At 37.3% G+C, this 22,449-nt stretch carries 16 protein-coding genes; 6 read left to right on the forward strand and 10 right to left on the reverse strand.

The annotated features are described in order from the left end of the window. Window positions 1-50: 50 nt before the first annotated feature. Window positions 51-1,574: an FAD-dependent oxidoreductase gene (locus tag K350_RS32840; RefSeq protein WP_037573958.1), complete on the reverse strand. Its 1,524-nt coding sequence runs from the start codon at window positions 1,572-1,574 to the stop codon at window positions 51-53. 84 nt (window positions 1,575-1,658) lie between these two features. Between K350_RS32840 and K350_RS0104520 the strand changes: the two genes are divergently transcribed. From K350_RS0104520 to K350_RS0104535, 4 genes are all read left to right on the forward strand, one after another. Beyond that, window positions 1,659-2,048: a VOC family protein gene (locus K350_RS0104520; RefSeq protein ID WP_028978882.1), complete on the forward strand. Its 390-nt coding sequence runs from the start codon at window positions 1,659-1,661 to the stop codon at window positions 2,046-2,048. A gap of 77 nt (window positions 2,049-2,125) precedes the next feature. Further along, complete coding sequence (locus tag K350_RS27400; protein ID WP_051312867.1) at window positions 2,126-2,458, forward strand: DUF427 domain-containing protein; 333 nt, start codon at window positions 2,126-2,128, stop codon at window positions 2,456-2,458. Window positions 2,459-2,559: 101 nt separating this feature from the next. Next, complete coding sequence (locus K350_RS0104530) at window positions 2,560-2,853, forward strand: hypothetical protein (protein WP_245598473.1); 294 nt, start codon at window positions 2,560-2,562, stop codon at window positions 2,851-2,853. A gap of 245 nt (window positions 2,854-3,098) precedes the next feature. Next, window positions 3,099-3,587, forward strand: coding sequence for a hypothetical protein (locus K350_RS0104535; RefSeq protein WP_051312868.1), 489 nt, complete (start codon window positions 3,099-3,101; stop codon window positions 3,585-3,587). 54 nt (window positions 3,588-3,641) lie between these two features. Here the strand turns inward: K350_RS0104535 and K350_RS0104540 are convergent, their stop codons facing one another. Further along, window positions 3,642-5,039, reverse strand: coding sequence for an MBL fold metallo-hydrolase RNA specificity domain-containing protein (locus tag K350_RS0104540; protein ID WP_037574222.1), 1,398 nt, complete (start codon window positions 5,037-5,039; stop codon window positions 3,642-3,644). Between the two features lie 97 nt (window positions 5,040-5,136). Between K350_RS0104540 and thpR the strand changes: the two genes are divergently transcribed. After that, complete coding sequence (gene thpR, locus K350_RS0104545) at window positions 5,137-5,658, forward strand: RNA 2',3'-cyclic phosphodiesterase (protein ID WP_028978886.1); 522 nt, start codon at window positions 5,137-5,139, stop codon at window positions 5,656-5,658. A gap of 83 nt (window positions 5,659-5,741) precedes the next feature. Then, window positions 5,742-6,518: a hypothetical protein gene (locus K350_RS0104550; protein ID WP_156026928.1), complete on the forward strand. Its 777-nt coding sequence runs from the start codon at window positions 5,742-5,744 to the stop codon at window positions 6,516-6,518. 382 nt (window positions 6,519-6,900) lie between these two features. Here K350_RS0104550 and K350_RS0104555 read toward each other — a convergent pair whose 3' ends face one another. The 8 genes from K350_RS0104555 to K350_RS0104595 form a co-directional block, all read right to left on the reverse strand. Next, entirely contained in the window at window positions 6,901-7,488 is a 588-nt protein-coding gene (locus tag K350_RS0104555) for a CAP domain-containing protein (RefSeq protein ID WP_028978888.1), read from the reverse strand. Continuing rightward, complete coding sequence (locus K350_RS0104560) at window positions 7,485-8,936, reverse strand: ArnT family glycosyltransferase (RefSeq protein ID WP_028978889.1); 1,452 nt, start codon at window positions 8,934-8,936, stop codon at window positions 7,485-7,487. Before K350_RS0104560 ends, K350_RS0104555 begins: the two co-directional genes overlap by 4 nt. A 2-nt stretch (window positions 8,937-8,938) precedes the next feature. Next, window positions 8,939-9,475, reverse strand: a complete 537-nt coding sequence (locus tag K350_RS0104565) for a gamma carbonic anhydrase family protein (RefSeq protein WP_028978890.1) — start codon at window positions 9,473-9,475, stop codon at window positions 8,939-8,941. 104 nt (window positions 9,476-9,579) lie between these two features. Then, window positions 9,580-11,058, reverse strand: a complete 1,479-nt coding sequence (locus tag K350_RS0104570; RefSeq protein ID WP_028978891.1) for a glutamate synthase subunit beta — start codon at window positions 11,056-11,058, stop codon at window positions 9,580-9,582. Continuing rightward, window positions 11,051-15,604: a glutamate synthase large subunit gene (gltB, locus tag K350_RS0104575; protein WP_028978892.1), complete on the reverse strand. Its 4,554-nt coding sequence runs from the start codon at window positions 15,602-15,604 to the stop codon at window positions 11,051-11,053. The genes K350_RS0104570 and gltB overlap by 8 nt, the downstream gene beginning before the upstream one ends. Window positions 15,605-16,198: 594 nt before the next feature. Beyond that, window positions 16,199-17,494 (reverse strand): hypothetical protein, encoded by a 1,296-nt coding sequence (locus K350_RS0104585; RefSeq protein WP_028978894.1) that lies wholly within the window; start codon window positions 17,492-17,494, stop codon window positions 16,199-16,201. After that, window positions 17,491-18,747 (reverse strand): outer membrane protein assembly factor BamB family protein, encoded by a 1,257-nt coding sequence (locus tag K350_RS0104590; RefSeq protein ID WP_028978895.1) that lies wholly within the window; start codon window positions 18,745-18,747, stop codon window positions 17,491-17,493. The genes K350_RS0104585 and K350_RS0104590 overlap by 4 nt, the downstream gene beginning before the upstream one ends. 385 nt (window positions 18,748-19,132) lie before the next feature. Then, window positions 19,133-22,246, reverse strand: a complete 3,114-nt coding sequence (locus K350_RS0104595) for an ATP-dependent helicase (RefSeq protein ID WP_028978896.1) — start codon at window positions 22,244-22,246, stop codon at window positions 19,133-19,135. Between the last annotated feature and the right edge of the window lie 203 nt (window positions 22,247-22,449).

The raw sequence follows: 22,449 nt of genomic DNA on the forward strand, positions 1-22,449 counted from the left end.
GGAAAGGGATACAAGAGCTTTGCACCGATTCCCTGACTTACCCCACCACATTATTTTTTATTCTCAGAAATTGCTACAATTTCCTTTTTCTCCAAAGGATCAACTGCCGGACCATATACCACTGATCCATCAATGGAAAACCTGCTACCATGACAAGGACAATCCCAGGTTTGCTCGGCATTGTTATAATGGACATTGCATTTCAAATGAGTACATACAGGAGAGACGGCATGGACTTCACCATTGGCATCTTTAGCCACAGCAACTTTTTCCCCATTCAGATTCAGAATTTTACCTTGTCCAGGCTCAAGATTGTCGGGAGTCTCTTCAGATACATTTCCGAACTTATCAGCAACAAATGAACGGACGTTATCAATATTTTCTTTAAAGAAATCAGCCATAGAAGCAGCAATGGTGATTCTTGTAGAATCATAAGCATCATAATTCTTATTTGTTTTGCCCTGTATCAAATCATTTATTATAAGAGCTGCCAATGGGCCATAAACCAACCCATCTCCTGCAAATCCTGTAGCTACAAATAGATTTTTTGAAAATGGACTTTCTCCAATAAAGGGCAGTCCATCAGCTGATTCATAAAATTCAGCAGACCATTTGAAATCTACCGATTTAACATTAAACTTTTTCCGAGCATAAGATTCAAGCTCTTTAAATCTCTCCGATGTTTCCTCTTCATGACCCACCTTATGATCTGCCCCACCGACTATAAGATATTTCTTGCCATTGAATTCAGTACTTCTGATATAATGATATGGTTCGTCCATATCCCAGTATAAATTCTCAGGAGTATTGCCTTCTATCGTAGCGGCTATCACATAACTTATATAGGGGAAAGCAAGGGTTTGCAACACATTAAAGAATAATGGGATATGAGTAGCCATTACAACTTTTAAAGCTCTCACAGTTGTTCCATTGGCAGTCACAGTAAAGATTCCTCTGTCTTCTCTGATATCTGTAACTCTTGTATTTTCAAAGATTTGGCATTTACTGTTTACTAGGTTTTCAGCCAGACCATTAATAAATGCCTGAGCATTGAAAACTGCCTGGTTATCAAATTTCAGCGCTTTAATAACCGGAATAGGCAGATCTGTGTTATCTGTAAGCTCTACAGGAAGGTCGATATAACCCGCATATCTGTATTCTGCCTCCAGATCAGCAATTTGTTCGGGTTTATCTGCATACTGATACCCGGCCACCCTCTTGAAGTCACAATTGATACTTTTATTTTTTATAAGTTGTTCTATAAAATCTATCCCCTCTGCCCGACTCCTTGCAACCATTGCTGTAATTTCTTCCCCAAAATCTGAGTATACTTTGCTATACTGAGTATCGATTTGAGTAGTAAGATGACAACTGGACATCCCTGTAGTCCCATTACCGATATGACTTGCTTCAGCAAGTACTGAATGTATACCGGCATCATTAAGGAGCGTAGCAAGTGTAAGCCCGGTTATCCCCCCTCCAATGATCAGGACTTCTGTCTCTATATCCTTCTCAAGGGCTGCGAAAACAGGACATTTGCCGCTTTCTTCTTTCCAGATTGAGTCTGTATTCATATAATCCCTTCTTTCTATTCCAATATACTTTTAAACCAATCTTTAATACCAATTAGTTTATATTATGAATACCATATTGTCTATATGAAACTTAATCAGATAAAAGAGACCTGTCTTTATGTAAATGATCTGGAGAAATCAAAAGCATTTTATAATGGCTTGCTTGGGTTCCCGATAATTGGATATCAAGAAAAAAGGCACCTTTTTTTGAAAGTAGGGAGCTCCGTACTTCTTTGTTTTCTTCCTGAAGTTACCAAATTAGAAAAAGAGTTACCCCCACATTATGCTTATGGCAAAATACATGTAGCTTTTGAAGTCCCTGAGGGAGATTATGAATTATGGAAAAAGATGATGTATGAAAAAGGTATTAAGATCTTATATGAAAAAGAATGGAATCAACAACTAAAGTCCTTCTATTTTGAAGATCCTGATGGAAATGTGCTTGAAATTATACCACCAGGCCTATGGCATTAGAAATTCAATATTCTATCTGTTTTAAACAAAAAAAACACTTGCAGGTTGAAAATATTATACAAGTTTAATTATAAATAATGAAAGCAATCTGGAATGGAAAAATCATCGCCAAATCTGATGATGTAGAAGAACTGGATGGAACTTACTATTTCCCTATTGATTCGATCAAGGAATGCTATTTTATTGAAAGCGGCAAAAGAAGTGTTTGCCCTTATAAAGGCAAAGCGCATTACTTTCATATATATGTAGATGGTAAGACTAATGAAGACGCTGCATGGTTTTATCCGGAACCTAATGAGTTTTCTTATATGCTGAAAAATAAAATTGCATTCTGGAAAGGAGTTGAAATTAAAGAGTCTGACCGAAAGATAAGCCTGGAGCTTCTAAATGTACTTAACAGCTTTTTCTGATGTCACAACACTGAAAATCAGTGTAATTTAATGATGTTTTTGAAAGTTTTTTTCGATTAGACCACTTTTTAACTAACATAAAATTTTATTAATGGACTCTAATGGATAATTTAGCAACAGATTATCTTTATTCATTAGACATGAGAGTAATTGCAGAGATACCGCACCATGATTTCAGAATTACCATTTTCGGATGGAACAACAAATATCTCATTAAGTTTGAAAAGGGATCTTATGAACAAACCTACAAAGTAAGTGAAATGGATGTTGCCGGAGATGAAGAGATTAAAAAGCTTTTGAACGACAAGGAATTTGTGGATAGTGTTATTTCCCGATTTCTTGAAATGAATAAATCCCTTAATGCCGCGCTAAACAGGCTGGACGGACAGCATTAATCATCAAGTCTTGATTTTATTTTTTAGCTCAAAATGCTGTCTTGATAATGATAGTTATTTAAGAAACATAATTGATCCTCTTGTCTAAGAAGAAGTATCATCTGGTATTTTTAAAGATCTTTTTACATATTCTGGTTCATTAAATTTTATGACCAGTTGAAAGTATATCAAATGGATGACCAATTGAGACCTAAGAACTAAATTATCTATCTTTTATCTTTCACCTAAACAACCACAAAAAATCAATGAAAAATTATTTTTTTATAACTCTTATTCTGCTACTGAATGTGCTAGATGTACATGCACAAAAAATCAAATTAATTTCATCATATGAAAAGAATGTTGAAAACGGTACCAGATATGTCGTTGTACTTGATGACAATTCCATTTGGTGGTACAGCCCTGGTAAACCCTGGAACAAAAGCTCCTTGGAAGGGCTCCCGAAAGCAAGTATAAAATTCATTTCGACGTATGAAAAGAATGTTGATAATGGAACACGCTATGTAGTGGTACTTGAAGACAATTCAATTTGGTGGTTCTCTCCAAATAATCCCTGGAAAAAATCATCAACACAGGGCCTTCCTGCAGGATATAAAATCATCAACTTTCAAGCCTATGAAAAAAATGTTGAAAACGGAACGCGTTATGTGGCATTATTAAGTGATGGTTCAATATGGTGGTATACACCTGATGGTGAATGGAAACAATCATCTGTGGAGGGATTACCTAAATAAAAGATAACCTCGAAAGTCTTCTACTAAAACGTAGAAGATTTTCTCCTAAAAATATTATAGCTTGAAAACCTGTCCCTTTTCCGGAACTTCAACTTTGTATCCTTCGCTGCTAAGCCTTCTGTCAAAGGCCTCCATATTTCCCTGATCCCCATGGACGAGAAAGACCTTTTTCAACTGACCTTTTTGCTGATGCTTAACAAAGCTTATTAAATCATCTGCATCTGCATGTCCACTAAAGATATCTGTTCTTGCAATTTTAGCATGCACAGGAATTTCCTTCTTATTCATCCTGACACTTTTGGCTCCATTAATCAGCTTATGTCCAATGGTTCCTTCTGCACAGTATCCAATAAAGAGAATGGTACTATATGCATTTCTGAGATTGCTGCGCACATGGCTTTTAATTCTACCACCGGTGATCATTCCTGAAGAAGCAATGATTATGCAGGGTTCCATAAAATTTGCCAATGATTTACTTTCCTTTTCAGTTTCAATCTGTATTAGATTGTCAAAATCAAAAAGTGATTTATTAGCCTTATAAAATTCTTTGGCTTCTTCATTAAGCTGATCCAGAAAGTCATCATAAACCTTTGTGCTTCTCTTAGCCATTGGGCTATCAGCAAAAACTTTTAGTGTCGGGAGTTTTCCTTCTTTGCTTAGTTTATTTAACAAGTATAGAAAAGTCTGAGTCCTTCCAATACTGAAGGCCGGGACTATCAGTCTTCCACGCTTTTCCACACAACATTCATATATTATTTTCTCAAGAAGAGATTCAGGCATATCTTTCCCTTCGTGAACTCTGCCTCCGTAAGTGCTTTCGCAAACCAGATAATCAACCTGTGGTAAAGGTAGAGGATCATTTAAAAGAGGAGAGCTTTTTCTACCCAGATCTCCAGAAAAAGCAATGCGCTTTATGTTTCCCCCTTCCTTAATTTCAAAAACAGCAGATGCTGCACCAAGCAGATGCCCTGCAGGAATCAGAGTTACTGATAGATTTTCACTGATAATGAATTTTGAATTGAGACTTATAGAAATAAAGCGATCAAGGCTTTGCTCAACCTCGCCTCTTGAATAGCCATATTCAGATTGCCTCTCAGTCTTGTGTCTGAAGACTGATTTGCCAAAACTTTTCTTCTTTTGAGCTTTGATATCAAAAATACTTGCAGAGTCTTTTAAAACAAGTTCGGTGAGGGCAATAGTAGGTGCAGAGCATAAGATCTGTCCTTTATAGCCACTTTTAAATAAAAGCGGAATATTCCCGCAGTGATCATAATGGGCATGAGTCAATACAACCAGATCTAGGCTGGAAGGGTCAAAGTCAAATATCTCTTCTCCTGGACTTTCAAGATCTTTTCCGCAGTCGATCAAAACTTTATAATTGTCTTCCAACTCCAGAAGATACATGCTTCCGGTTACTTGTTTTGCCCCACCATAAAATGTAATAGACGCCATCCCGCTTATGAAATATCTTTTTAAATAGGTCTTTGTAAACCTTGCCCCTCTTTGGGCGGTTGAAATTGAATAAATAATTTTAAAAGAAAAAATTAAAATGAGTGAACATCGACTGTTCATCGCTCTGCCTTTGCCCGACCCGATAAAAGATCTGATAAGTGAATTTCAGGCAAATAAACAACCGGACATAAAATGGATTCCTAGGGATAATCTTCACATCACCCTTGCATTTATCGGTACAACACCTACTGAACGTATTTCCGGAATCAATAGTGTTTTACAAAAAATCAGTGAATCAACACCTATTTTCAGTTTAAAAACTCTAAGTATAAAAGTAGTTAAGGGGCCATCAGGGATGATATGGGTAACTTTTCAAGAAAATAATTCCTTTACCGATCTTGCGATAGCACTCAGGGAAAAACTGAATTTAAATGAAAAAAGAAAGCCACTTCCTCATATTAACCTGGCCAGATTGAAAAATGGTTACATTAAAAACCTGCATAGGGACACGAAATTTGAGATGCATACTATTTCTTTTGAAAAAATGGAACTTTGGGAGAGTGAACTAACGCATTCAGGTCCTAAGTACAAGGTAATTTCCTCATTTCCCCTTAATTAAAAGGAAAAATATTCCCTAAGGAACGCTCTTTTTCTCTGTGCTGTTTTAATGATAATAGAATGGAACCTAAAGGGAAGAAACGTATGAAAAAGGTATTTGTGTTAGTTCTGTTTGCTGTTTTTGGTACTTACGTTGTAAATGCACAGGATGACTCAGAACAGGAGATAAAAAAAGAGAAAACCGAAGTCAAATCTGACGGAACGGTCAAGGAAAAAGAGGAAGTGGTAACAGCAAAAAATGAAGAAGAAAAGGAACATAAATCTTATGAAGATCGGACTCGTGCTGGTCAGACAGTTGACAATGTAGGTCATGGAACTGTTCAAGGTATCAGGGGTGCAGGTAAAGGCGTGGGTAATGCCGCAAGCTGGACTTGGGACAAAACAAAACATAATAAAGTAACCAAGAAGATATTCGACCAACCTGAAAATGCTGAAGAAAGGCAATTAAAGGTTCAGAAAAAGGCCATGAAAAAAGAACAAAAAAAGGCTGAAAAAGAAGGGTTGAATGAAACTGCATCTTACCAGGACGATGACCATGTTGGAGAAGAAGCTAAGGAAGATGTAAAAGAAGGAGCTGAAGAAACAGGAAATGCTGTAGAAAAAGGAGCTGAAAAAACAGGAGACGCCGCAAGCACAGCCTGGGATAAAACTAAGCATAATAAAGCAACAAAAGAAGTTTTCGACCAGCCTGGGGATGTAGATCAAAAGGATAAAAGTAAAAAAGACAAAGATTCAAAATCCACTGAAAAAGAAGTAAAAACTAAAGATGGTAAAACAACCACTAAAGAAAAGAAAACAAAAGTGGATGATGATGGAAATACTTCTGTAAAGAAAGAAAAGAAAGAAACAAGTGATAACTAAAATGAGATACCATCAGAATTGGCTCAAAACAAAAACCCTGTAAATTTTTATACAGGGTTTTTGTTTTATTAAGCGAATCAGAATTGTATTATAAAAAGAGTCAAATTTTAAAATCCTGTGATAATCATACTTTTAAAAATTCCCGGGACAATGTGGATATATTCCTTAAAATAATTGTCTTTTTCATATAAAAAATGGTATATTTACCTCAAATCTAATTATATCCAGATTGTATATAAAGAGCTGACAAGCAACAAATTCAGCATTTACATTTTTTTAACATTTTCCTGTTAAAATTATTAATACAGTACCTTAGCCTAAAGCTTTAACTAAGGCTAATTACTTCAGCTTTAAATACCAAAAATACATTTTTACTACCACCTTAGTGAAAATCAAGTACTGCACAGGTTCCTGTCTTCGGATGGGAGCCTGCAGCAGTACCCATTTTAGAAAAATTTCCAAGGCAAATTTTTCGATGCCCCAAGGATTTAATTTTCTCATCAATAAGTAGCTGCATCACAATATCACGTCCTGTGTCCATGCCATAAGAGCAACATTCTCCTTGGTAAGTTAACTCACAACGTTTTCTTTCATGGCCCATCTTCCCTGATTTAGCTTGTTCCTTTGCAAGGCACAAAGCCTCTTTATACATGTCCTCATCAGCATACACAGGCGGCAAAGGGTCCATTTTCCTTAACTCTTTCAAAAGTGATTTCACATATGGAGAATTTTTCAGATAGTCACCGTACTTTGCTGGAGGGGTATAATGCTCTACTTCATAATCTGCAAATTTTGCAGGATATAATCTTGCCAAGTTCAGTGAAAGAAAAATATCCTTTTCGACCTGGGTTAAATAGGTCACGTCTTTCGCAGTATTAGCCATAGCCAATTCCTCATCTGTCCATCCGGAGTTTCTAAAGGAAAAAAGACTAAATACAATAAATAAAAACCAAACAGATAATCTTTTCATTTTCTTAGATAAATAGAGCCGCTATAACCAACTTTTTCAAGGTTAGATAATATTTCGCAATTTCCGGCTTTTGTCATTTCAGACTTGAAAATTGCAACTTTTTCAAGACCGCCCATTTTTATATAATATTCAGTAATTTCAGCATTCTTAGGCTTCATTACTTCAGCTGCAATGAGGTAATTATACTTAAAATCTAACCTATGTTTTCTTTCTCTTGACTCCAACGTATCATATTGATCAAAAAGTTGAAAGTCTGACCCATTTTTTTTAACTGAATAATAAAAAAGTGCATCTCCAACTACTTTGCTTCCCGGAGAAATATTTTCACTAACGAAGGTATCTGCTAATTTAGGATCTCTTACTTTTCGGCTTGTTAATACCTGATCTGCTTTAACAACAGAATAAGTCAGATTAAAAATTAAAACTAAAAACACAGGTAAGGAATAAAACGCTTTTATTCCTCTTGCTTCTGGGACCAGAGACCAACTATAAAATATGATTATATAATAAAATGGAATGATAAAAGAGGAATAAGGTCCCCAATCCAAAACTATTAGGTAAAAGGAGAGAATAGCAATATGACTTATTACAACAACTGGCTTAAAATAAGTCTTGCCTTGTTTTATCATACCATATGTCAATGCAATGAAAGCAACAAAAATAAGACAGTATTCATGAGATGGGATATAAAGATTAGGACCAATGTAGTCTCCATTGGCTGAATTTGTAACTCCGTTTATTGTCAGGTAATAATTGACAAAAGCTCCAAATCCTCCAAATCCGATATATACCCATAATGGATATATCAATAAAAATGGTGAAGCCCAAAGAAAAGCTTTTTTATATTGTTTTTCTTTAAAAATATCTATCAAGAGAAATGTAAACAAGGGCAAAAGCACAACAATGGCTCTTGGAGTTGTAAGCAAAGACAATACACCTGCAATACCGCTGACCAATATATTTTTATTCCCACCTTTTAGAAAATAAAATATAGCAGTTAGACAAAAGCATAATGCCGTGAGGTCCATCCTACCTTGATGAAAAGCAAGACTGAAAAAAGGATCTGTAAGAATAGAAATAATCAAAATCTTATATCTCCATGATTCAGCAGCAACCTGGCTTTTAACAATTGAATAGGTAAGCCTCACACAAAGCAAACCGGACAATAAAGCAACAATTCTGAATTGCCCTATACCTAAACCGAAGAACTTCATTGATAAACCTGTAAGAAAAAAGTAAACAGGTCCGTAAGTAAGTGCCGGACGTCCGTTTCTTGCATACGATGCTATTTCAGGAACTAGACTTCCATTGTTTATAAAATTATCAGCTATACTCGCGAAATAAACCTCATCAAACCACGGCAGCGGCTGTATTTCAAGAGTAAAAAGATGATAGGCTATTATCAGCAGTAAAAAGCCAAAGAAAAGGTAATTGCTCAGGCGGTTCATTTCTATAAAGAAATATCTTCACTGCTATCTTTGTACCAGCCTGCATACTTCACATAGTTATTTGCAATCCGATTAATTATACCTTCCACATGTTCGCTTCCGGCATCTTTCACCTTTTTGGCCGGAACGCCCGCATAGATACTACCAGATTCTATTCTTGTATTTTCCAGAACCACTGCACCTGCTGCTATAATAGAGTTCCTTTCAACATACGCATGATCCATAATAATTGCACCCATACCAACAAGCACATTATCCTCAAGCGTGCAGCCATGAACTATTGCATGATGGCCGATAGAAACATTATTTCCGATTGTTGTTGCAGCCTTCTGATAAGTACAATGAACACAGGCACCATCCTGAATATTCACTTTGTTTCCTATTCTGATTGCATTTACATCTCCGCGAATTACAGCGTTAAACCAGACAGTGCAATCATCTCCCATCTTTACATCTCCAATGATAGTAGCATTTTCAGCTACATAGATATTTTCCCCGAACTCAGGTTTCTGACCATTTAAAGCTTTTATTATTGGCATCTTGAATTTTTGATTTAGGATAAATATATAAAATATAGAGCATAAAAAAACCTTCGGTGTACGCCGAAGGTTTTTCATATAACAAGCTTTTTAGCTTTAATGCATTACAGACTGTTAACGTTAAGCATTGAGACATCTTTAGATTCAAGCTTGGATTCTCCCATAAGGAATGTGTCAACGTGTCTTGCAGCTTCTCTACCTTCAGAGATCGCCCAAACTACCAGCGATTGACCTCTTCTCATATCTCCTGCAGAGAATACTTTCGGCACAGATGTCTGATATTTCTCGTTGCACTTAACATTTCCTCTTTCGTCATACTCCACGCCAAGCTCATTCAGCATACCTGAATGTTGCGGATGAAGGAATCCGATTGCAAGAAGAGCTAATTCGCAAGGAATGACTTTTTCAGTACCAGGCACTTCCTGATACTTTGGCATTTTGCCATCTTCAGGAGTACTCCAGCCCATTTCAGCGATTTTGATACCAGTAAGCTTACCATCGCTATCACCAACGAATTCTTTGGTAAATATCGCCCAGTTTCTGTTACATCCTTCTTCGTGAGAAGTAGAGGTTCTCAGAATCATTGGCCAGTTTGGCCAAGGCATGGTAGCATCTCTTTCTGCAGGAGGCTTAGGCAATAATTCAACCTGAGTGATTGATTTTGCTTTATGTCTGTTAGAAGTCCCAACACAGTCAGATCCTGTATCTCCACCACCTATTACAACAACATTTTTACCTGTAGCCCAGATCTCTTCTTCCGGTTTGAAAGTTTTTCCGCTTACACGGCCATTTTGCTGAGTAAGGAACTCCATTGCAAAATGAACGCCCTTAAGGTTTCTTCCAGGAATAGGTACATCTCTTGGTATTGTTGACCCTCCGGTAAGAACGATTGCATCAAATTCTTTCAACACATCTTTTACCTTCACATTGTCGCCAACGTTAGAGTTTGTTTTGAAGACAACTCCTTCGTCTTCCATCAACTTCACTCTTCTTTCAACTACCCACTTCTCTAATTTAAAGTCAGGAATACCGTAACGAAGAAGACCACCAATCTGATCAGCTCTTTCAAAAACAGTAACAGAATGTCCTGCTTTGTTCAGCTGAGCAGCAGTTGCAAGGCCTGCAGGACCAGACCCGATCACAGCTACCTTTTTACCCGTTCTTTCTTTTGGAGCTTTAGCTTTGATATAACCTTTAGCGAAAGCAACCTCCACTATATTTTTTTCGATCTCTTCGATCGTCACAGGAGGTTTGTTGATACCTAATACACAGGCTGCTTCACAAGGAGCTGGGCAAATTCTTCCTGTAAACTCAGGGAAGTTATTTGTAGAAAGAAGGATTTCAGCCGCTTCCTCCCAGTTCTTTTCATAAACTGCATCATTGAATTCAGGTATGATGTTGCCAAGAGGACAACCGCTGTGGCAGAAAGGTACGCCACAATTCATACATCTGGAGGCCTGAGTTTCTACCTTCTCAGTTCCGAATTCCAAATACAATTCTTTGTAATCACCGATCCTGTCTTTAGGATCTCTTTTCTTTGGCAGTTCTCTGCCGAATTCCATGAATCCCGTTGGCTTACCCATGTTGTACCAAGACCTCCTTGTCTGTAGTTCCCTTATTTAATTGTTTTCTTTTTAGTAGGACAGCTTTGTAATCTGTAGGCATTACTTTTACAAAGTCAGCAAGTGCACTGTCCCAGTTATTTAATATATTTTCAGCTACATCACTTCCTGTGAAAGTGTGATGATTTTTGATCAGTTCTTTTAGAGATGCTGCATCTTCGTCAGATATCTTGTCAAACTCAACCATTTCCATGTTGCATCTCGCAGGGAATTTCTTTTGCGGATCGTAAACATAAGCGATACCACCGCTCATACCTGCTGCAAAGTTTCTTCCTGTTTCTCCAAGAATGACAGCAATACCACCAGTCATGTATTCACAACCATGATCTCCAACTCCTTCTACAACTGCTTTAGCTCCTGAGTTACGCACGCAGAAACGCTCACCTGCTTGTCCTCTGATATAAGCATCTCCAGAAGTAGCTCCATAGAAGCAAACGTTTCCAACGATGATGTTATCACTTGGATTGAACTTCGAAGATTTATCCGGGTAAAGAATTAAGCGTCCTCCTGATAGTCCTTTTCCGAAGTAGTCATTTGATTCCCCTTCAAGTTCGAACTTGATACCAGGTGCTCCAAATGCTCCGAAGCTTTGACCGGCAGAACCTTTAAATTTATAGTGAACAGTTCCTGCTGGTAATCCTTGTCCTTTGTATCTCGTAGAGATTTCGTAGGAAAGCATCGTTCCTGCAGAACGATCAATATTGGTAATATTGAATTCTCCTGTAACTGGTTTTTGAGCATCTAATGCAGGTTTAGCCTGCTTGATCATCTCAAGATCAAGTATTGCATCGATACCATGATCCTGCTCCATCTGTTTGTAGATACCTACTTCAGGACCTGCAGGTGCCTTGAACAGGATTGCAGAAAGATCGATGTTCTTATGCTTCCAGTGAGTAATGTTATCACGTACTTCGAGCTTATCTACCTGACCGATCATTTCGTTGATCGTTCTGAAGCCAAGCTCTGCCATGATTTCTCTTAGTTCAGTTGCCATGAAAGTGAAAAGATTCACTACATGCTCAGGTTTTCCTGTAAACAATGCTCTAAGTTCTTTATCCTGAGTTGCAACACCAACCGGGCAAGTATTCAGATGGCATTTACGCATGATGATACAACCTGTAGAAACAAGTGCCGCTGTTGCAACACCCCACTCTTCAGCACCAAGAAGTGCTGCGATTGCAAGGTCTCTTCCCGTTTTCATCTGGCCGTCTGCCTGAACAGTGATACGGCTTCTTAAATTATTTCTTACAAGAGTCTGGTGAGCTTCAGCAAGACCCAGCTCCCAAGGCAGACCAGCATGTTTGATAGAACTTATTGGAGAAGCTCCAGTTCCACCATCATGACCCGCGATAAGAACTACGTCTGAGTGTGCTTTTGCTACACCGGCAGCGATTGTTCCAACACCAGCTTCAGAAACAAGTTTCACGTTGATTCTTGCTTTCGGATTCGAATTTTTAAGGTCGAAGATCAGCTGAGCAAGGTCTTCAATAGAATAGATATCGTGGTGAGGAGGAGGAGAAATAAGACCTACTCCAGGAGTAGAGTGTCTTACACGACCTATCCAGTCATCCACTTTATGACCAGGAAGCTGACCACCTTCACCAGGTTTAGCACCCTGAGCCATTTTAATTTGTAATTCATCCGCATTAGCAAGATAGTAGCTGGTAACACCAAATCTTCCTGATGCAACTTGTTTTATAGCAGATCTTTCCCAGTCTCCGTTTGCCTTTTTCTCAAACCTGATTTCATCTTCTCCACCTTCTCCGCAATTGCTCTTTCCGCCGATTCTGTTCATGGCGATAGCAAGAGTTGAGTGGGCTTCGTGAGAAATAGATCCGAAAGACATAGCACCAGTAGCAAAGCGTTTGAAAATGCTTTCCATTGGCTCCACTTCACTTAAAGGAATCGGATCGTTGCTTGTTTTGAATTTTAGTAAGCTTCTTAATGTAGCAGCTTTATCACTTTGGTCATTGATCAGTTTTGCATATTTCTTGTAAACCTGATAATCACCTGTTTTTGTAGCCTGCTGTAATAAGTGAATTGTCTGAGGATTGAATAAGTGGAATTCACCTCTACGCTTCCACTGATAAATACCCCCTACTTCAAGTTTCGGATTGTAGACCGGAGTCTCAGGGAATGCAGTTTCGTGCTTTAATAAAGCCTCTTTTGCAATTCCGTCTAAAGTAAGACCCCCGATTCTAGAAACTGTATTAGTAAAGTATTTGTCGATTACTTCTTTATGAATACCAAGCGCTTCGAAGATCTGAGCACCTTGGTAGGACTGAAGTGTTGAAATACCCATTTTAGAGAACACTTTCAACAAGCCTTCATTAATTGCTTTGATATAGTTATAGAATAACTTCTCTTCAGGAAGATCAACTTTAAGAATGTTTTTATTCTTAAGGTCAATAATACTTTCAAATGCCAGATAAGGGTTAACAGCAGAAGCACCAAAGCTGATAAGAGTAGCAAAGTGATGAACTTCCCATGCATCTCCAGCTTCAACTACGATACCTACTTTTCCTCTAAGGCCTTTTCTCATCAAATGATGGTGAACTGCGGCTGTAGCAAGAAGAGAAGGAATTGCAGCATGGCTTGTATCAACACTTCTGTCAGAAAGAAGGATAATTGAGAATCCATCTTCTACAGCATCTGCAGCATATTGACAAATTCTGTTAAGCGCTTTTTCAAGCGTTCCAGGTTTATCTTCTGCTTTGAAGAAAATATTGATAGTTTTTGTCTGGAAGTATGCCTGATCCAGGTATCTTAATTTCTCAAGATCTTTGTTTGTAAGAATTGGCTGACTTAGCTCAACTTGTCTGCAGTGAAGAGGAGACTCCTCAAGAAGGTTAAGAGAACCACCAACATAAGACACCAATGACATAACCATCTTTTCACGGATAGGGTCAATTGGAGGGTTGGTCACCTGAGCAAACAATTGCTTGAAGTAGTGAGATAAGTGTTGGCTCTGATCAGAAAGGATAGCAAGAGGAGCATCGGTACCCATAGATCCGATAGGCTCTTTTCCTGTTGCAGCCATTTCTGCGATGATTGTTTTAAGATCTTCTTTGCTGTAACCAAAAGCCTGTTGTCTTTTTAACAAAGTGCTTTCGTCAGGCTGATGGAATGTCCCAAGAGGCTCCGGAAGGTCCTTAATCTTTATTTTATTTTTAAGCCACTCTTTATATGGCTTGCTTGTGCAGATTTCTTTCTTCAGATCCTCGTCGCTGATGATTTTACCTTGTTCAAGGTCAACAACGAACATTTTTCCAGGCTGAAGTCTACCTTTCTTCACGATTTTAGCCGGATCCACATCAACAACACCAGCCTCAGATGCCATTATTACAATATCATCCTCAGTTACACACCATCTGGATGGCCTTAAACCGTTTCTATCCAGTGTAGCACCAACAATTTTACCATCTGTGAAAGATATAGAAGCAGGACCATCCCATGGCTCCATAAGCGCTGCATGATACTCGTAGAAACCTTTCTTCTCTTCGCTCATGTCCTTATTGCCATCCCAAGCTTCAGGAACAAGCATCATCATAACATGAGGTAGAGATCTTCCGCTAAGAACAAGAAGTTCTATAGCATTATCAAGGTTAGCAGAGTCAGAAGCAGTAGAGTCACAGATAGGCAGGATCATGTCCAGCTCTTCTCTGGTAAAGTATTTAGATTCAAAACCAGCTTCCTGAGCTCTCATCCAGTTAACATTACCTTTTACAGTATTGATCTCACCATTGTGAGCGATGTATCTGAAAGGTTGTGCAAGTCTGAATGATGGGAAAGTATTGGTAGAGAACCTTGAGTGAACTACTGCAATTGCAGATATAACTCTTTTATTCTGAAGGTCAGGAAAAAAAGATCTTACCTGTGCGGTCATCAACTGACCTTTGTAAACGATTGTTTTGTAAGACAATGACACAATATGAAAGGCGTCATTGATATTAGGAAGCTGGAAAGTTTCCCTTACGATTCTGGTAGTGTAATTTCTCAGGATAAACAGCTTTCTCTCAAAATCGTCGCTGGTTTTGATGCTGTCAGGCTTTTGAACAAATACCTGTTCCATAGTCGGCTCCACTGCAATAGCGCTTGGACCGATCTCTGAATTGTTTGTAGGAAGTTTTCTGTAACCAAGCAAAGTCAATCCTAGTTTTTCAATATTTCTATTGAGGATCGCTCGGCAATCTTCACGAAGCTTCTCATCCTTAGGAAAGAAAACAGTTCCCACACCGTACTGTCCGAATGGCGGAAGCTTAATTCCGATCTTGACACACTCGTCTACGAAAAACTCGTGCGGAACCTGGATAAGAATACCCGCTCCATCACCCGTGTTGTTTTCGCAACCACACGCCCCTCTATGCTCCATTCTTGCAAGCATTTTGAGAGCATTATCAACGATCTCATGGGATTTTCTTCCCTTCACGTTGGCGACAAATCCGATACCGCATGAGTCACGCTCAAAGCTGGAATCGTACAATCCAGAAGTTTCTTGTTCTGCCATTAACCTGAAATTATTTTCCAACAATCTGTATTATGATATTTCTAAATTTTAGTGGGATCTTCTTAACGATAACGTGTTAATCTTTACCTGAATAATCTAAAATTGGTTCCAAATCCCATTTCAGGGGTTCTGAAAATGGGTCTTCTTATCAAAGTTACCTCAAATTATCCAAGAAAAGACTTACAAATCCCCCCGATTTCTTACATCTATCTTTTGATATCTTTTATCGACCTGATCAAACATTTTAAAGGCAGTTTTTTTCAAAGACGACTGATTAAATATAAAAAAAAAATGTTAAAAAAACCAGCAATTTTGGATTATTAAAGCCAGGAAATTTAATATTTCCGAAAAAACCAATATTATCTTGGATTATTTTTAGATTTTTTTTAATTATTGTGGCACTAAAATAGCAGCAATTAGTCTATTAATTTTATAGAATATATGCTCCAAAAAAGCGCTCATCAAGTGATAAATAAGATTGAACATCTACCAAACAATAGGTAAAAAATAGATAGAAATCTTAAAATTATTATAAATATTCTCTTACTACTTACAATTAAAAATAATGTAGGTTAAAAAATTACTTTATAAAAATCACATAGTTAACAATTTGTGAAAATGATTATAAGATTTTATGGTTTCCTCACATTGCATCAAATAGAATTCAAGCACGCCGGTAACAGGGCCTGATTTAACCTCCGAAACCTTATCAAATGAGATTTGATTATCATCATCAACAGATATGACGATAAGCTCAGAAGATGGCTTTAAATACACTTTTTGAGCAGTTTTGCCTGAAATCTTCCTTACAGTATTAAATTTCATATCCAGCAGATAAACATCATTGTCAGAAATTCTCTGAGATGGATTTGAAAATTTGAGAGTTGAGAGAAATACCTGCTCCTCTTCCTTTAGCCTTTTTCTTGCAATATTCCACGCACCGGTCTGATTAATAGACAGCTGATAGTTAATAGATGTTTCCTCTGATTTCGAAGCCTTGCTACTTCTACCTTTTTCAGCAACTATATATTCCTCGCGGCTTTGCAGCAGCTCTTCTCTAAAAGGAGTAATGAGAGTTTTAAAGCTTCTGCCTTCATTGTTAGATAAAACAAGCTGATATACCTTATTTTTTTTATCAATAAGTTTAAGTTGGGTTTTGGTCCATAAAACCTTAAATGCCCAGGAATTCTTTCTCGGATCTATTTTATCGTTGTTACCAATATACGCCCATTTTAAATCCTTAAATTCATTTAATTCAGGATAATCGTTCTGGTCAATTTCGAGGTCAAAAAGAAACAAATCCTCTTTACGTAATCTTACTTTAGATAGGTATTTTTGATTTCCCACCTCAAATGCCGGTAGTTTTTCTGCTGAATAAGCATCTGAATATTGCCAAACAAGATTAAGAGTATCAAAATGATAAACTCCATAATCCGAAGTCAAAGGTGTAGGAGCTGTATATTTCAAATCGATTTTACTTCCTGATGACAGAAATACTGGTTGATTTCTTACGAATGCTTTAATTTCAATAACCTCTGCAGTTTCAAGAAGCCTTTCACCTGTAGAATCATAATTCATTGGAAGGCCACTTAAAAAGATATCCGCAGCATTATCCAGCTGTCTGTATTTTATCAATACTCTCTCATTTATCACTTCACCGCTTTTGTCAATAAAAGCTTTTGCGGGAATGACAATTTTTGTTCCTCTTTGAGAAATGAATTCTCCACCTTCTTCTCCAAATATTTCGAACGTTTCATAGGGGACGTTCACTTTTTCAAATGGTGCTATTACCACCGGTGTTTCTTTCTTTACTAAGTAATAAAAAACCCCGGCCCAACCTAAAAAGGCCAGCAATAATAATAGATACCAATTTCTGACTACTTTTTTCATCTTTTAATCTGGTAGCAATACAAATAACCATCATAGCTGCTTATAAGCAGCTCTTTTTTATTATCTCCGTCAACATCGACAAACAGCGGAGAACACTCTGAACCGCGGGAAAAGGAAAATACTTTCTGAATACTTCCATCTATACCTAAAAAAGCAAGTTTACCAGATTCCATAGGAACTATTACCTGACTGGCACCCTTTTCAAGAGCATCTTCTACAATCGGGGTGGCAGTGATTTTACCCTCTATCGCTGAATATTTTATGTCCCCTGTATCAAAATTCAATACGCTTATTCCATTTTCATGACATACGATCAGTTTATTTTCCGGAAGCATCACCGGAAGCGCATCCGAAATCCAGTGTGAAAATGCAAACTCGAATTGCTTTTTGCCAGCCTTATCTAACAAAAGGATAGATTTTCCAGAAGTTATCCCAAAGTAATTCTTTCCTTTATATTTGATAGTGACGGGCGATTGGGTTGTGCCAAAGAAAAAAGTATTGTATTTCCAAAGCTCTTCACCATTTGATCCGTCTATAGCATAAACAATACCATCTTTAGACGTAACTAATATGTCTAAAACATCATCGTTATCAATATCATAAGTAAGTGGCTTGCACATAAAGCCCGATCCATTTTTAAAATGGGCTGCTATACGAAACACAAACCTGTTTTGAGTTTGCTCCCAGCCATTGAAGCCTTCCTGTTTGAAACTCCAGAGCTTTTTGCCGTTTACGCCATTATACGCTGCAATTTCTCCCGTTTCTGTTGCAAAAACAGGATCTTTGACATTATCACCATTAATATTGATCAAAGCAGGTGCTGATTCTATATCCCCTGATGCCGGCATACTCCACAGTAACTTTCCAGTTGTTGAATAGCAGAATATCTCATCATTATCATTCCCAAAAAATAGCCTGCCATTATGAATTCCAAGCCCATTAACATCTTCATCACCAAAACCTTCCTTTTCTATATGTTTTAAAACAGCTCCGGTTTTAGCATTTAAAAAATAAACACCATTATTCTTATCTGTTACAGAATAATCTGCATAATGCATTCCATTTGAACCCACTATGATATTGCTATTACAATATGAAATATTTGTCCGATAAGATGTCCCCCCGATGAATCTTTTCCATTTTAAGCCAAAAAAATCACTTAAATCCTCAAGTCGGTTAAAGGAAGTTTCATTACTGCTTATTTGAGTAAATACGAAAAATAATAAGACTGTAATAATGAGATTCTTTCTCATACGAGGATTTAAAAAGCCTAATATATTAATAATAAGATAATTACAAAAACTCCCTGTATTTTAACATATTCCTTTTACGCTAAAAAAATTTTCCGGTTTTGAAAACCCTCAGTAATTGCGCCAGCAGGAATATTTTCTCTTGAAAAAAGCCAATTCTTAATTTCGAATTTAAAGATAATAAATTGATGTCTAAACACATCATTCCGCCTCCCTCAACTTTTCAATAAATTATCCATAAGAAAACCACAATTCAATCTGAATACCTTCTAGAAGAAAAAAGTCACTGGCACTCCTAAAAGAAATCGGTCAAGATTTAAAAGAACTACCAGCAAAGGGTACTTACACAGACCTATCCAATATAATAACTCATAAATTAAAAAAATGTTTATTCATCAATTTCTGAATCCTGGATCTCAGTCCGGTAGTGATGCTTGACAAAATTGCACCAATAGCATTCCTCTTTATTACAACCTTGTGTAAATTCCAGATTCATAATTTTATCGTAAGTCGTTTTAATCTGTCCTTTAACTATTTCTACATCTTCAGGCAGTACAAAAACTTTCTCCTTGATAAACTCTTTTTTACTGTCTTTCTGAAGGAAATCTATTTCACCAGAAAGCATTTCATAATTTTTGGACTTATCACTATCAAGCAAAATTTTGTAAAAAACGATCTGCCTCCAATAATCACCTCCATTAGGATCCTTTTCAGAAGGCCTGTTTAATTTCTTTTTGCCATTTTCAGGATTTCCAGTCTTATAGTCAACTACATTAACCTTTTTGCCATCAAATTCAATCTTATCCAAAGCTCCGGTAATTGGTACACCTCCGACTTCTGCATTGTTAATCCTATGCTCTACAGTCACAATTTTATTCCACTGACCAACATATTTGGCATAGTAGTCATATAAGAGTTCCTTTCCAAATTCTAATCTCCGCTCATACTCCTTGTCCGTAAAATGAGACCTATGATTATACATACCAACAGAGAAAAAAGAATAAAACTCGTCTGCAGTTGGAAATTCGTTACTCTCGGATTTACTCATTCTTGAAAACAGCATATAAAGTGCGCTGTGCATCGCATTTCCAAACCCCATGCTCTCACTTCTCGCGGATGGCACTCTCAAGACATTCTCAAAATAAAAAGAAAGAGGGCATGACAAGAACTTATTCAAATGAGTAACACTCATTTTATAGTTCTTCAAAGAGTCTTTCATGAATTCAACATCGGTAAAACTGAGTGCTGCTGGTCTTTCGCTCGCGAGAAGAGAGAACTGGTAGTCCGATATCTCCTTTTCATTGAGCTCTGGGTGCTTCACCTTAATAACTTCGGATTCCAACACCTCTGCAACAAACCTGGACATTTCAAGTTCTTTACCTGCATTATCACGAGCTGCATATGAAATATGAAGATATTCCTTTGCTCTTGTCATTGCTACATAGAAAAGCCTTCTCTCTTCTTCTGTTTTATCCTCTGTATCCGCTTCTGTAAGCGTATCAGGGATTTTATATGTCTGAGATCTTGCTCTTTGCTTTTCCCAATTAGACGATGTACATGAAATAAGAAATACATGTCTGAACTCCAGCCCTTTTGAAGAGTGGGCAGTTACAAAGTTTATTCCTTTTTCAGCTTGTATTACTTTGTTGACTGTAAGTGAAATTCCGTTTTCCTTCATTTCTTTCAAAAGACTTAAAAAGGCTGGTAAGTCAAGAGAAGGATCCTTTGCCGTTTCGTCTTTGATGAAATCAAAAAATGTATTCACAACCTGCATCAACCATATCTTATCCGGACTGTTCATGATGTAACTCATGATACCTCCTTTTATAATAATCTTTTCAAAGAGTGTCTGTAAGGTAATATTCGGTATTTCCTTAATCCAATAAGATAAATTTTCTTCAAGAGCAGAAATATGTCTGGCAGACTCAAGGTTCAGAAGAAAAAGCTTTTCTCTGCTGCTGATCACCTCTCTCCATGACTCTTTGCTTTCATAGCATTTGCGAGCAATGCGGGCAATATCTCTTGTATTGATAGAGAAAAAGTTGTAGTGCATGATCTCATACAAAAGGAATTCCGCGGAATGCGGCCTGGTATATTCTTCTGACAAATATGTAAGAAGAGAAACAAGTGATTCTACAAACGGGAGATCCAGGATATCGGTCTGCTGCCTCACATTCAAAGGTATATTCCTTGTTTCAAGCATACGAACAAGGTTATCTACAATCTTGTGACTACGGTAAATTACTGCAACTTCACTAAGATCTTCACCATCCTCATACAGCTTTATCAATTGATTCAGAATAATGGCCTCTTCATGAATTATGTTGTAATATTCTAAAACATTAACTTCCACCTCCGACTCTGCAAATGAACCTTTGGCATAGAGATCCTTACTCAGCCCGTTAATCTTGCGGACAAGCCTTTCTTCATTGAAGTTGATAAGACCTGCAGAAGAGTTAAGAATATTCTGAGAAGATCTGTAGTTTTCAGTAAGAACAATCGTTTTAACATCTTCCTTGAAACGATCATAAAAATCTATGATATTCTTTACACTTGCTCCCTGAAATCTATATATAGACTGATCATCATCTCCTACAGCAAATATGTTTGGCTTGTCCCAATATCCGGTCAGGATATTAAGAATTTCATTTTGAGCACCGTTGGTATCCTGATATTCATCTACAAGAAAATAGAGATATTGCTCCTGATAACGACGAAGTATTTCTTCGTTGTTTCTGAAAGCTTCCAAAACCCAAAGAATCATATCATTATAGTCATACCGCCGCTTTTTACGCATCATGCTTTCAAATCTAGGAAACTCCTGACAAGCAGCTTTAAGTAGCTCTAGTTTTGCTTCTTCTTCACTGATCTTATCTTTCTTTATATCTCCTGCTTTGATCCCTTGCTTAGCATTAGCCCGTTTGTATATAAAATCTTCTCTGAATGGAAGGCTATCCAGATATTCTTTGATCTTCTCCTCAATAAGCTCAGGCGTCCAGTTTTCCTTCTTCATCAGGTTAAACAAAACCTGAAGTCTTCTCACTTCATAATAAACATCGCCTGTGTACCTCTTTAATGGATTTTTGGGCCCCAGATCATCTATCAGCTCCTTGAATAGCAGGATAGACTCAAGCTCGGTAATAGGTTGCAACTCCCTGAAACCAAAATAATCAAGGTTTTCCTGAATAACCTGGTTACAAAAAGAATGAAAAGTGTGAATGTGTACTTTATATGCCTCCGGACCAATGAATTTCAGAAGCCTTTTCCGCATAGCAATTGTGCCAGCGTCAGTATATGTAAGACAGAGAATATTATGAGGACGAGCCTGAGTATCAGCAGAACTGAGGATATAACCAATTCTTGCAGAAAGGATCTGGGTCTTTCCTGTGCCTGGTCCTGCAATAACCAAAACGGGGCCTTCAAGGTGCTCTACCGCACTTTTCTGAGCCTCATTTAATTTAGAAAGTTCGTCTTGAAAAGATTGATCGAATTGACTGGCCATATACAAATCTAAGCCATAACCATATTTAAACCGGGATTAAACCTTAAAAAATTTATCATTCCCCAATCAATTTTATTAAAATCTATAATACAGTAATTGAATAAAATGAATAACCTAATTTTCCAATGGTTAATGATTATTGATAAAAAAAAACAAAAAAGGAAAGGTTACAGCCTTTCCTTTTAGAGTTGATAAAAGAGTCT

This window comes from Sporocytophaga myxococcoides DSM 11118, assembly GCF_000426725.1.
Lineage (GTDB): Bacteria > Bacteroidota > Bacteroidia > Cytophagales > Cytophagaceae > Sporocytophaga > Sporocytophaga myxococcoides.

Excerpts from the sequence above, each read along its gene's own strand:
- K350_RS0104520 (WP_028978882.1), top strand. The coding sequence starts at position 1,659 with ATGAAACTTAATCAGATAAAAGAGACCTGTCTTTATGTAAATGATCTG.
- thpR (WP_028978886.1), top strand. The coding sequence starts at position 5,137 with ATGAGTGAACATCGACTGTTCATCGCTCTGCCTTTGCCCGACCCGATA.
- K350_RS0104550 (WP_156026928.1), top strand. The coding sequence starts at position 5,742 with ATGAAAAAGGTATTTGTGTTAGTTCTGTTTGCTGTTTTTGGTACTTAC.
- K350_RS0104540 (WP_037574222.1), bottom strand. The coding sequence starts at position 5,039 with ATGGCGTCTATTACATTTTATGGTGGGGCAAAACAAGTAACCGGAAGC.
- K350_RS0104590 (WP_028978895.1), bottom strand. The coding sequence starts at position 18,747 with ATGAGAAAGAATCTCATTATTACAGTCTTATTATTTTTCGTATTTACT.
- K350_RS27400 (WP_051312867.1), top strand. The coding sequence starts at position 2,126 with ATGAAAGCAATCTGGAATGGAAAAATCATCGCCAAATCTGATGATGTA.
- K350_RS0104555 (WP_028978888.1), bottom strand. The coding sequence starts at position 7,488 with ATGAAAAGATTATCTGTTTGGTTTTTATTTATTGTATTTAGTCTTTTT.
- K350_RS0104570 (WP_028978891.1), bottom strand. The coding sequence starts at position 11,058 with ATGGGTAAGCCAACGGGATTCATGGAATTCGGCAGAGAACTGCCAAAG.
- K350_RS0104560 (WP_028978889.1), bottom strand. The coding sequence starts at position 8,936 with ATGAACCGCCTGAGCAATTACCTTTTCTTTGGCTTTTTACTGCTGATA.
- K350_RS0104535 (WP_051312868.1), top strand. The coding sequence starts at position 3,099 with ATGAAAAATTATTTTTTTATAACTCTTATTCTGCTACTGAATGTGCTA.
- K350_RS0104585 (WP_028978894.1), bottom strand. The coding sequence starts at position 17,494 with ATGAAAAAAGTAGTCAGAAATTGGTATCTATTATTATTGCTGGCCTTT.
- gltB (WP_028978892.1), bottom strand. The coding sequence starts at position 15,604 with ATGGCAGAACAAGAAACTTCTGGATTGTACGATTCCAGCTTTGAGCGT.
- K350_RS0104565 (WP_028978890.1), bottom strand. The coding sequence starts at position 9,475 with ATGCCAATAATAAAAGCTTTAAATGGTCAGAAACCTGAGTTCGGGGAA.
- K350_RS32840 (WP_037573958.1), bottom strand. The coding sequence starts at position 1,574 with ATGAATACAGACTCAATCTGGAAAGAAGAAAGCGGCAAATGTCCTGTT.
- K350_RS0104595 (WP_028978896.1), bottom strand. The coding sequence starts at position 22,246 with ATGGCCAGTCAATTCGATCAATCTTTTCAAGACGAACTTTCTAAATTA.
- K350_RS0104530 (WP_245598473.1), top strand. The coding sequence starts at position 2,560 with ATGGATAATTTAGCAACAGATTATCTTTATTCATTAGACATGAGAGTA.